Source organism: Pseudomonas sp. LPB0260 (genome assembly GCF_013388395.1).
In genome coordinates this window covers 3,211,411-3,223,058 of sequence record NZ_CP058247.1, presented here as the reverse complement: position 1 = coordinate 3,223,058, position 11,648 = coordinate 3,211,411, and the positions used below count along the sequence as shown (strand labels likewise).

At 58.9% G+C, this 11,648-nt stretch carries 8 protein-coding genes; 2 read left to right on the top strand and 6 right to left on the bottom strand.

Annotated features, from left to right (window positions below):
* Positions 1–89: 89 nt before the first annotated feature.
* Positions 90–1,457, bottom strand: coding sequence for an MFS transporter (locus LPB260_RS14560; protein ID WP_208709824.1), 1,368 nt, complete (start codon positions 1,455–1,457; stop codon positions 90–92).
* Between the two features lie 58 nt (positions 1,458–1,515).
* Positions 1,516–2,724, bottom strand: a complete 1,209-nt coding sequence (locus tag LPB260_RS14555; RefSeq protein ID WP_218281494.1) for a M20 aminoacylase family protein — start codon at positions 2,722–2,724, stop codon at positions 1,516–1,518.
* 80 nt (positions 2,725–2,804) lie between these two features.
* Between LPB260_RS14555 and LPB260_RS14550 the strand changes: the two genes are divergently transcribed.
* Entirely contained in the window at positions 2,805–3,695 is an 891-nt protein-coding gene (locus LPB260_RS14550; protein ID WP_208709822.1) for a LysR substrate-binding domain-containing protein, read from the top strand.
* 751 nt (positions 3,696–4,446) lie between these two features.
* On the opposite strand, the gene LPB260_RS14545 is transcribed toward LPB260_RS14550, so the two are convergent.
* Complete coding sequence (locus LPB260_RS14545) at positions 4,447–5,430, bottom strand: oxidoreductase (protein ID WP_208709820.1); 984 nt, start codon at positions 5,428–5,430, stop codon at positions 4,447–4,449.
* A gap of 40 nt (positions 5,431–5,470) precedes the next feature.
* Positions 5,471–7,117, bottom strand: coding sequence for an AMP-binding protein (locus tag LPB260_RS14540; RefSeq protein ID WP_208709818.1), 1,647 nt, complete (start codon positions 7,115–7,117; stop codon positions 5,471–5,473).
* 155 nt (positions 7,118–7,272) lie between these two features.
* Here LPB260_RS14540 and LPB260_RS14535 point away from each other — a divergent pair, with 155 nt between their 5' ends.
* Positions 7,273–8,175, top strand: coding sequence for a LysR family transcriptional regulator (locus LPB260_RS14535; protein WP_208709816.1), 903 nt, complete (start codon positions 7,273–7,275; stop codon positions 8,173–8,175).
* A gap of 194 nt (positions 8,176–8,369) precedes the next feature.
* Here the strand turns inward: LPB260_RS14535 and LPB260_RS14530 are convergent, their stop codons facing one another.
* Both LPB260_RS14530 and LPB260_RS14525 read right to left on the bottom strand, forming a co-directional pair.
* On the bottom strand, positions 8,370–9,509 hold the full coding sequence (locus LPB260_RS14530) for an alcohol dehydrogenase family protein (RefSeq protein WP_208709814.1): 1,140 nt from the start codon (positions 9,507–9,509) through the stop codon (positions 8,370–8,372).
* Positions 9,510–9,904: 395 nt separating this feature from the next.
* Positions 9,905–11,554, bottom strand: coding sequence for a BCCT family transporter (locus LPB260_RS14525; RefSeq protein ID WP_208709812.1), 1,650 nt, complete (start codon positions 11,552–11,554; stop codon positions 9,905–9,907).
* Positions 11,555–11,648 lie beyond the last annotated feature (94 nt).

The following is an 11,648-nucleotide window of genomic DNA, read 5'->3' as shown; positions in this document are numbered from 1 at the left end:
CGGGCCTGCTGTCCGGGCGGTGCGTGATCTCGAAGCCCAGGAGGCAGTCGCAAGACCGGCATCCGCCACGGCTGGTCGCTGGCCCGCGTCTACAGGCCTTGGGTGCTCACGCGGTTGGTCGGCACGCCGGCAGCGGTTGGTTGCACTTCAGGGTTCACCGCGCCGCCACCATCGACCACCGCAAGGCGAGCCTCGTGGGTGCGATCGACCAGGAAGAAGGCCGCCACCAGGCCGAGGGCCGCGGCGAACATCACGTAGAACACCGGCGCGATGGCCAGGCCGGTGGTATGGATCAGCCAGGTCACGATGAACTGGGCAAAACCGCCGAATATCATCACCGCCAGGTTGTAGGCGAGCGCGAGACCGGTGGAACGCACGCCGGCGGGGAACTGCTCGGCCATCGCCGCGGATATTGGTCCGAAGTACGCGGCCAGCAGCGTGCACAGTACGACCTGCATGGTCATCAGGCGAGCGAAGGACGGTGCCGCATGAACCCAGCTGAACAATGGATACAGGGCGACAAGCAGACTGGCGGTGGCGGCGATGATCAGCGCTTTGCGGCCAAGCCGGTCGGACAGCGCGCCGAATACCGGCATCAGCAGCGTCATCAGGGCGACGGCAATCACCTGGGCGGTAAAGGCGTCGGTCAGCGCCAAGTTCAATTGCCGATTGGCGAAGGTCGGCATGTAGACAAGGATCACGTAGAAGCCGACGGTGCCGCACACGGTGAGGCCCATGACGGTAATCACCTCGCGCAGATGATTACGCAGCATGCGGGCGAGCGACTGCTTTTCCTTGGGGGCCTGCCGAGCTTCGAGGAAGGCACTGGTTTCCGACAGGTGGCGGCGCATCCACAGACCGACCGGGCCGATGATCAGGCCGATGATGAAGGGGATGCGCCAGCCCCAGGCGTCAAGCGCCTCCGGCGTTAGTCCGTTGGTCACCAGTGCGGTAATGGCGGCGCCACAGAACACCGCCAGGCCCTGGCCGAACATCTGCCAGGAGCCATAGAGTCCGCGGCGATTGGCCGGTGCACTCTCGATCAGGAAGGAGGTGGCACTGGCGAACTCACCGCCTGTGGCGAAGCCTTGCAGCAGGCGGGCGAGCACGATGAGCATTGGTGCGGCGACACCGATCGCGGCATAAGGAGGGGCGAATGCGATCATCGCGATGGATACCGTCATCATGCCGATGATCAGCTGCAGCGCGGCCTTGCGCCCCCTGCGGTCGGCGTAGATACCTAGCAGGATGCCGCCGACCGGGCGCATGAAGAAGCCGACGCCGAATGTCGCCGTGGCCATGAGCAGCGAGCTGTATTCACTTTCGCTGGGAAAGAACAGGCGCGAAATCACCACGGCGAGGAAACCGAAGACGATGAAGTCGTACCATTCCAACGCGTTGCCGATCACGGCTGCGATAACCTGGTGCTTGGGGGGAGCCGCTTTTTGCCTACTCATGATGTCATCTCCACGATAGAGCTTACTTGTTGTTATGAAAGCGAGTGACGACAGCTATTCACTCACCGAAGAACCGCTCGCCTAGCGCCACCCAGAAGGCCGCGCCAGGTACCAAACATTCGTCGTTGAAGTCGTAATGAGGGTTGTGCACGCTGCAGGGGCCGAGGTGCTCGCCACCGCCGAAACCGTTGTCGCCGTTACCGATGAGCAGGTAGCAACCCGGGACCCGCTGCAGGATGAAGGCGAAGTCTTCGCTCCCACTCAAAGGCGAGGCGTCATCGACTACCTGCGCTTCACCGACCAGTTCGCGCGCGACCTCGGCGGCGAGCTGCGTTTCCCGCACGCTGTTGACCAGGACCGGATAGCCGCGCTCGTAATGGATTTCGCTGCTGACGCCGAAGGCGGCAGCCTGCCCTTCGACCAGGCTGCGAATACGCGCCTCGAGCAAATCGCGCACTTCTGGTCGCAGGGCACGCACGCTCAGCTCCATCTCGGCCGTTTCGGGAATCACGTTGTAGGTTTTTCCCGCGGCGATGCGTCCCACGCTGATGACCGCTGCGTCGTTCGGCTCGATGTTGCGCCCGATGATGGTCTGCAGTGCGAGTACGGTCGCGGCGGCCGGGAGCATCGGGTCCACGGCGAGGTGCGGCAATGCACCATGCCCGCCCTTGCCGCTGAAACGGATTACCACGCGATCGGACGAGGCCATAAAGGACCCCGCGCGAAAACGGAAATGGCCTGTCGGGACACCCGGGTAGTTGTGCATCGCGAAGACCGCATCGCATGGGAAGCGCTCGAGCAAACCCTCGTCGAGCATGCGCCGCGCTCCGCCGCCGCCACCCAGCTCTTCGGCCGGCTGAAAGATCAGGTGCAGCGTACCGCTGCCCGGCAGGCGCCCTTCCCGGTGCATGCGCGCGAACACTTGCGCGGCGCCCAGGAGCATCGTGGTGTGGCCATCATGGCCACAGGCATGCATCTGACCGGGCGTCTGGCTGGCCCATGGCAGGCCGGTCAGCTCCTGAATCGGCAGCGCGTCCATATCGGCACGCAGGCCGAGCCGCGGCCCGCCCTCGCCCCAGCGCAAGGTCCCCACGACACCGGTCACCGCAATGCCGCAATGCACCTCGTAGCCCCACTGCTCGAGACAGTCGGCCACCAGCCGGCTGGTCGCAAACTCGCTGAAACCCAGCTCAGGATGCTGATGAATAGTGCGCCGCCATGACTTCATCGCGGCTTCATTGGGTAGGTAGAGATCGAATGTATTCATGACTCGATAATAGAATTTGCAGTGCCCAATGGAAGGCAGTACTTTTTCCTAGGTGACAACCATAAGGAATCACCTACGTCATGAAAGACCATCAGCTCAAAGCCCTGATCCAGGTCGCCGAGTGCGGCTCGATCCGCGCCGCCGCGCGCGCGATGAACCTGAGCCAGAGCGCGCTCACGAAGGCCTTGCGGGAGCTCGAGGAAGATGTCGGTGCGGAGTTGCTCACGCGCAGCTACAGAGGCATTGATTTCACGCCCGCAGGCCACGCGTTGCTGGTCCGCGCACGCCTTGCGCACGCGACACTCGATAAGGCACGAGAGGAGATCCGCGCCTTGCGCGGTGGCGCCGGCGCGCGCGTAGCCGTAGCCCTTACACCGCTGGTGGCCGCAACGGTCCTACCCCCAATCCTGACCGAATTCCGTCGCACGCAACCGGATGCCACCCTGAGCCTGGAGGAAGGGCTGCTGACCCAGGCCCTGCCGGGCTTGCTAGAAGGCCGGCTCGACTTCGCGGTCGCACTGGCTAACCCGCGAGACTTGCCATACGAGGTGATTTTCGAACCTTTGGCCGACGTCCACGCCGCGCCCACCGGTCGTCTCGGCCATCCGTTGGCAGGCGCTCAGACCTGGACAGAACTCAAGGGCGCAAACTGGGTCCTGAACCTGACCGACGGAAGCATGGGCAACCACTTCTTGCGATGGCTGTCGGCCAACGGCATCGATACGCCCAAGCACATAATGGCCTGTGCCTCGCTGACACTCATGCTCGAACTGATGCGTCGTACCGACTACATAGGCTTCGGCCCCACAGCCTTGCTCAGCGACCCCATGTTTGGCGCCGGCCTGCAGCAACTGTCCGTTACGCCCCTGCCGCCGCCTATGTCGCTCGGAATCCTAAGCTTGCGTGGAATTCCCCTGGGGACGTCGGCAAAGGTACTGGCTGGGCTGTTCACTCGCCGCCTTCGGCAATGAGGCCGGTTCAAGGTCGCCGTCCCCCCGGCGACTCCGAGTCCACACCTTCATGCGAATTTTGGGCTGAGCCCCCCGAAAAACAGACGATCCTTTCACTCTTGAGGATCGATGCCTTTGCGGCGCAGCCCCGAGTCCACCTGGACCAGCGCCCCGACAAAGCCGAGGAGCAATAAACTACCCGAGATTGGCGTTCGCAATGGATCGGCAGGCGCCATCAGGAATGGTTCACCCGCTCGGTAGCACCCGGTTCACTCAGCACGGTCTCACGACAGTCGCCCCCCCCTGCGCGACCTGCAGACGGGCAAAAGTCTGGCGCCCTTGGTAAACTCGCATGCCGTTCTTCTTCATACCGATCTGCACGGTACAGCGGACTCTAAGCGCGGCAGATTGCATCACCGTCCATAGAGAACGCCACGCCCGGGAGCAAGCCGGAAACGCGACGAGTCAGATGTCTCTAGAATCAGCTTCAACACCAGCAACCACGCGCCCTGCGCTGTCCCACCGCTTTTCCGTGGCGCCGATGATGGTTGGGATGGATCAAAGTCTCTAAGGCTGAAAAACGGGACAAAGGGCTCATCCGCGGGGGAATTCGTACCACTTTTTTACCACCGGGTAGAGTCTCGCTTCCATTGGCCGCTAATGGCCTCAGCGCAGTACACCGGGCCCTACCACTAGCTAAATAGCTCTCTCCCTGGGGCGGTTACATTCGGCTCCGGTATCCACCCTGCCTTCAGTCACTCAGAATGCCAACTCATGAACGAAGGGCAACAATTACACGCCCTGTCACCTCCCCTGACAACAACTTCCCAGCGCACTCCGTGAGCGACTCCAAGCCAATGGTTTCAGTCAAAGAGTCCAGCAGTGCGAGAGGCATGGTTTCCGCCAGTCGTCTCCAGACCTGAAGGCGACGCTGCTTGGGCTGGCGGACTGACTCTATCCCCACCAACCTTACCCCCCGCAGGATGAATGGCATTAACGTTGTCGAAAGCTGCGGGCTGGCTGCCAGGCCGCAGCAGGTCACAACGCCACCTTCGGCAGTTTCAGCCAATATTCGAGACAGGGCCGAACCGCCCACACAGTCAATCGCACCTGCCCACCTCTGGCTCTCCAGCGGCCTGGCCAGTGCCGCCATATCCTCGCGCAAAATAATCTCTGTAGCGCCTAATTTTCTGAGGTAGTCATGATTTGCCTGACGCCCGGTGACAGCCGCAACTTGATAGCCAAGGGCGCTCAGCAGGGCAACCGCTATACTGCCCACCCCGCCACTTGCCCCCGTTACGACCACCGGTCCACTCGAGGGCAGAACACGCCCCTCTTCCAGCTCCAGAATACTTAGCATGGCCGTTACACCGGCGGTACCAAGCGCCATCGCCTGCTGTAAGGTCAATCCTGCCGGAAGCTTCACCAGCCAGTCTGCGGGAACGCGCGCTCTTTGCGCATATCCGCCGAAGCGGCTTACCCCAGCCTCCCACCCCGTCAACACGACTGCATCGCCCTGGCAACAATCCGGCGAAGATGACTGCAGCACAGTTCCGGAAAAGTCCACCCCGGGCACCAGCGGGAACTTTCGAACAATCTTGCCCTGGCCGGTAACGGCCAGGGCATCCTTGTAGTTGAGACCGGAATAATGGACCTGAACCAATACCCCTTCGCCAGGAAGGTCGCCGTCCTTGAGCTGCACCAATCCAGCCGTATGCACTCCGTCGACCTGAGAAACAAGCAATGCCTTGAACATATACTCCCCCTTATCGGTATTTTCGCCGGCCAAGCCAGCACTAAACGGGCTCTGCCTGAGCACCAGAGAATTGCTCCGTGTATATTTTCCTCAAGTCTGCCCGCCGGATCTTTCCGGTGGAGGTGACGGAGAAATCGCGTACAAACGTAATGAGTTTCGGGTAGCAATGCGCAGCCAAATGCTGCTTCACGAAGGCTTGCAGTTCATCTTTCAGCGTCTGGTCGGCCTCAATGCCGTCCCGCAGCCGGACAAAAGCGACGACCGCCTCCCCGCTGCGTTCATCGGGCACTCCAATGACTCCCGCCTCGGCCACCTTGTCATGGGCCGCCAGCTGATTCTCCACCTCATCCGGACCCACACGCAGCCCATTGACCAGGATCAGGTCGTCCAGACGACCGTAGTAATAGAGATAGCCCTGATCGTCCAACATGCCGCGATCACCACTGCGCAGCCAACCATTGACAATCTTGTCCGCCGTTTTCTGCGGCTGATTCCAGTAGCCGAGCATGTTGGTCGGATCGTCATACCAGATCGCTATCTCGCCAATCACGCCTGACTGCACTGGCCGCCCTGCGCTGTCGATGATGCAAACCTTCTTGCCGGGCGTAATGCGCCCCACGGAATTGGCAGGCGCCTGAAACAGGGAGGTACAACAGACAGAGGTCTGGTTGGACTCGGTCAGGCCGAACTCATCGTTCACCGGCGCGTTGAAGACATTCTGCGCCCACTGCAATACCTCAGCTGCCAGTGCCTCGCCGCCGGTCATAATTGCCCGAACGTGCAACTGGAGCTTTTCGCCCGAGCGCTCGGCCCGCATTTTTCTCAGAACCGCAGTAGCCAGGTACGGGCAGGTCACTCGATGGCGCTGCATCAGTTGGTAAGTGCGCTGAACCGAAAAGCGCCCAGGGCTCGCAACCAATGGATGGCCAAAATAGAGCGCCGGAAACACGACATCGCCCAGCGAGCCCAGCCATGACCAGTCTGAGGCAGTCCAGAATACGTCGGCATGCTTCGGCGCCATCTCGAAGCCCAACTGGAAGCAAGGCAGGTGGCCATTGACGATTCGGTGAGCATGCAAGGCGCCCTTGGGATTACCCGTCGTGCCCGAGGTGTAGAAAATCAGGGCGGGTTCGTTGGCCCCAGTCTGTGCGGGCTCCAAGGTATATCCAGCATCAAGCAGCAGCTCGTCGAAATCCAGCTCATGACCTGCGGCCTGCTGGTGAATGACTACCCTGTGGTCTACCGAGGGGATATCCAGGCCGTTTAGCTTGTCGGCCCCCAGGCGGTCGGTAATCACCAGGGACGCGGCGCAGTCGTTGATCCTGAATGACAGCCCGTCACCGCCATACAGGCCTGCGACAGGTACGGAAATGGCGCCCAACTTAAAAATGGCCAGATGGCTGATCAGCGCCTCTACATCCTGACCAAGAATAATGACTACGCGATCCCCTCTATCGAGGCCAAGCTCGCGTAAGCGAAAAGCCAGGTTATCCGAGAGACGCTTTAGAGCCGCGAAAGTGAAGCGCCTAACGCCCCGCTCGGAGTCCTCAATGACTGCAGTTGCCAGAGGCGTGGTGCGCGCGTGTCGATCGCAGATGAGTTCTGCAATGTTGATACACTCAGGAACATCCCATACGAAGTCGTTATACAGCTGTTCATAAGACAGCACCCCTGAGTTAATAAGCACTGCACACCTCGTCGACAAGGCTGATTGCATTAATATTCGAAGCGTTTAAACTGCATTCAACGGCAGCCTTACAAAAAAACAATCCTCTTAGAAGCGACAATTTTCTATACGCGCCATCGAAATATTCGATAGCAAAGCCAACACAGGGTCGACACGTGCATATTTCACAAATTAGAACCTTCCTTGAGGTTGCAGAAACTGGCTCGATAATAAAGTCGGCGACCCATCTGCACATTACCCAGTCGACCGCGAGCAGTCGCATCCAACAACTTGAGCAGGAACTCAACCAGAAACTTTTCATTCGTTCCCACTCTGGCGTTCAGCTGTCGCCAGCGGGCCTGCGTTTTCAACCCTACGCGCTACGCTTGCTACAAACTTGGCAACAAGCCCATCAGGACATGTGTTTACCGGACGGATTTCAAGGTTTGTTCAGCCTCGCCATACAAGCAACGGTTTGGGACCGCTTCAGCCGGCCATGGATTACATGGATGAAAAGCAACGTCCCGGACTTTGCCCTGCGGGTCGAGGCCGATTGGTCGCAACGAATGATCCACAACTTGTCTGACGGCTATCTGGACATCATCCTCACGTCGGTTCCGCACACGGTGCCGGGACTTAAAATTGAGAAGCTCATGGACGACCCTCTAATATTGGTGTCTTCTTGCCCCGCCAGCGTATCGGAAAGCCTGACTAATAATTATATTTATATCGACTGGGGACCACACTTCAATGAACAGCACAGCCTGGCCTTCAGCACGATAAGCACGCCGACATTAACGGTGGGTCTAAGCGACCTCGCCCTGCAAATAATTGGTCGCGAAGGGGGATCCGCCTACCTCCCCCAGAAAACCGTGCAGGCGCAGATAGACCAAGGCACGCTCTATCCAGTAAGCGATGCACCGCAACTCAATGCGCCGCTATACCTTATGTACCCAGAACAACACCATAATCTGGAGGTATTACATATGGGCTTAAGTGGCCTGCGCGCTCTGGCTGAGTCGATGCAAGGCAATCCTGAGCCGACGTCCGCCAACAAACTGACACCCATCGATGGTTAACCGTTCATGAAAAGCGCTACAACGCGCCGCAAGATTATGGAACGCCTACCGACTCAAGCCCTAGGTTTAATCAGGGTTTCCCAGATGCCCTGGCATCCTGTGCACATCATATTCCGGGCATGCCAGTTGACCATTTGAGATAGCACCAACATTTAATATAAACGCCTTGCCCGAATGGCCGCCCGCCTTAAGGCTTAATGAGCCAACGGCGGCGGTACCAGGACGATATTGCCAACATGTTTTTTCTCCAGGAACTCTCGTTGCGCCTCCGCAATGCGCTCAAGCGGAAATACCTTAGCCACAAGAGGCCGTAGTTCGCCACGCTCGATGTAAGAAATCAGGTTCGGGAATACGGGCTCGGCCCAGGCGGTACTGCCAATCAGCGTCAGATCCTTCAAATAGAAGGTGCGCATATCGAGCGTCACCAGCGGACCACCGATTGCACCCGAAGACACGTATCGCCCACCCCGCTTAAGTACCTGCAGCAAACTGCCGAATCCGCTGCCCGCGACATTATCGATGACGATGTCCACCGACTCCTCGCCGAGACAGGCCACAACGTCAGCGTTGCGCTCGACGACCCGATCGGCACCAATGGCAAGAACCTGCTCCGCTTTGGCGCTGGCTGTAATCGCCGACACCCTGGCTCCCCTGCGCTTTGCCAACTGCACTGCGGCAGAGCCAACGCCGCCAGAGGCACCGACAACCAGCACGTGCATGCCTGTTTCCACTTGACCACGGTGCATCATGTTCTCTGCCGTACCATAGGCACAGGGAATCGTGGCGAGCTCCACATCGCTCCAGTCGCACGCCACTGGGAACACCTCGTCGGCGCGCACCTTGACGAACTGGGCGAAAGCGCCATCGAAATCAGAGCCCATCCAGATGGTTTCCGTAGATGCAAAGCCAGACTTGCGCATGCATGCACGCACCAGGACGCGCAACCCTATAGTGCGCTCATCGCCACCCGGCGCGACGGCAACGATTCGCCCGCAGCAGTCGGTACCCTGAATGAACGGAAATGGCGTCGCCTCATTCCAGCCCCCGTCTGCTTTCGGGAGCAACTTATCCTCGTCAGCAACTGCAGCCGCTGTGCCTGAGCTAACCGAAGAAGAGTACCAACCAATGCGAGTGTTGATCTCCGTATTATTGATACCGGCAGCCAACACTTGCAGCAACACCTCACCGCAGCCGAGTTCCGGCAGCCTCACTGTGCGGCAATGAAGTTGCTCGTATCCACCGTTGCCCATGGTGACGACGGCTTTCATGGTGTGGCCAGAGCTCGCTGGATCAAACCGGTCTTGCTTAGGCATTGAATCCCAACCATCACTCATCACAGGCAGCCCTCCGGTTGTTATCTTCTTACACTCACAAAGCCTGCACAGGAAAAGCTGAACACCAAATACTGAAGCGCTCTGATGCCCGTCTCGATATACCCCGAGAACGCCTGACCCGCTGTCCCCACTGCAACGCCCTATGCCCTAGACGCCATCTGACACTTCGAAAATTACCCGCCTTCCCTGCTGTCGACTCGACGCACTTCCAGTTCGACCAGCCAGCGCCCCATTTAATGGCGTCGCCGCGCATCCGGGCCAGTCACCAGGCTCCAAAAGTTGAGCTAATGATTCTCAGAGTCCCGGACTATCCTGCTGTTTAAGTCGTATGGCTGGGTACTGCACGTAACCGCTACAGCCCCCAACCATCGACTCAACACCTGTACAGCTATGGGTTATATGGTCTTGCCGGGGGCGTCAGACCCGAAACTCGCCGGCTTGCCGTAAGTAGCTTCACCCTGGGTAGCAGCAACCGCGATGATCTCATGCTCCTTGAGTACATGATGGGCCGGCTCCAACCGGCGGCCATGATCCTCTTTCAACATCCGCATAAAAGAGAACACCAATACGGCCATCAGGAACAACATCGGCAGGGCGAGCACGATACTGGACGACTGGACGGCCTTGAGTCCGCCCATCAGCAACATGGCGACCGCAGCGACCCCCAACACGACAGCCCAGAGAATCCGGTTCCAGCGGGCCGGTTCCTCGTTCCCAGTCAGTTGTTCCGAACTGATAGAGGCCAGAACGTAGGCAGAGGAGTCCATCGTGGTGGCGGTGAACACGAGGAACAGCACTATGAATGCCAGAATGAACAGGCCGGACATCGGCTGAGCCTTGACCACCGCGACGATGGTCGCCGGCAAACCGCCCTCGGCCAGAATGGCGGACAGTTCCAGGGCGCCACTGGTTTCAGCGTGAATGGCATAGCCGCCCCAAACCGCGAAGAAGATCCAGGAGCCGAGGCTGCCATAGGTGAACCCGTAAAGGATCAGCTCACGAACAGTACGACCTTTGGAAATACGCGCCACGAAGAGTCCGACCATCGGAGCGTAGGCAAGCCACCAGGCCCAATAGAACACAGTCCAGGCTTGCGGATAGCCCCCCTTGTCGATCGGGTCCGTCCAGAGGCTCATATGCAGAAAGTTGTTGGCGAGCAGCCCGAGACTGTTGGTGGTCAAGTCCAGGATAAACAGCGTTGGCCCGGTGACGAACACCAATGCGAGCAATACCAATGCAAGGACAGTGTTGATCTGGCTGAGAATCTTGATGCCCTTGGAGAGGCCCTGATACACGCTCCAGGTGAAGATTGCGGTCCAGAGTACCAGCACGGAAACCTGCAGGCCGAAAGAGTCTGCGACTCCAAGCGCCTCGCTAAACAACGCCGACAACACAGGAACCGAAAGCCCCAGCGTGGTGGCAGTGCCGCCCAAAATGCTCAGGATGACCAGGATGTCGATGACCTTGCCGATGGGGCCGTAAGCCTTGTCACCAAGAATGCCGACACAGGCTTCGCTGATCCTGAACAGGTTGCAGCGCTTCACGTAGACCATGTAGGCAATGGGCAGCGCCGGCATCAGGTAGATCGCGTAAGGGATCAGCCCCCAATGAAAGAATGAATACATGACCGCCCACTCGGCCGCCATATTGCTGCCCGCCTCGATGCCTAAGGCCGGCCCCTGCATAAAGTAGAGCGGTTCGGCGAAGGCCCAGTTCATGATGGACGAGCCCATACCGGCACAGAACATCATCGCCAGCCAACTGAATTTCGAATAGTCCGGCTTGTCTTCCTCGCGACCGAGACGGACCATCCCGTAACGGCCGAAAGCTAGCCACAGCATGAATGTGAAAAGCGCAAAAGCACCCAGCAAATACAGCCAGCCCATCTGTTTGGTAATAATGCCAATCAAATCGCCCGCTACCTTTCCGGCCACCTCCGAGTTCAAGCAGATTGGTACCAGCAATCCGATAATCACCACCATTGCGGGTACAAATATCTGCAAGTCGATCTTGGGCGAGCTCGTTACACCTGAATGTATTGTCATTGTATTTATTCCGTCGCTTGTTTTGGCAAATGCATTTTTATACTTGTATGTAAAGCCAGCACCATGCGAATGCTAAATATCGAGTCTCATAGCA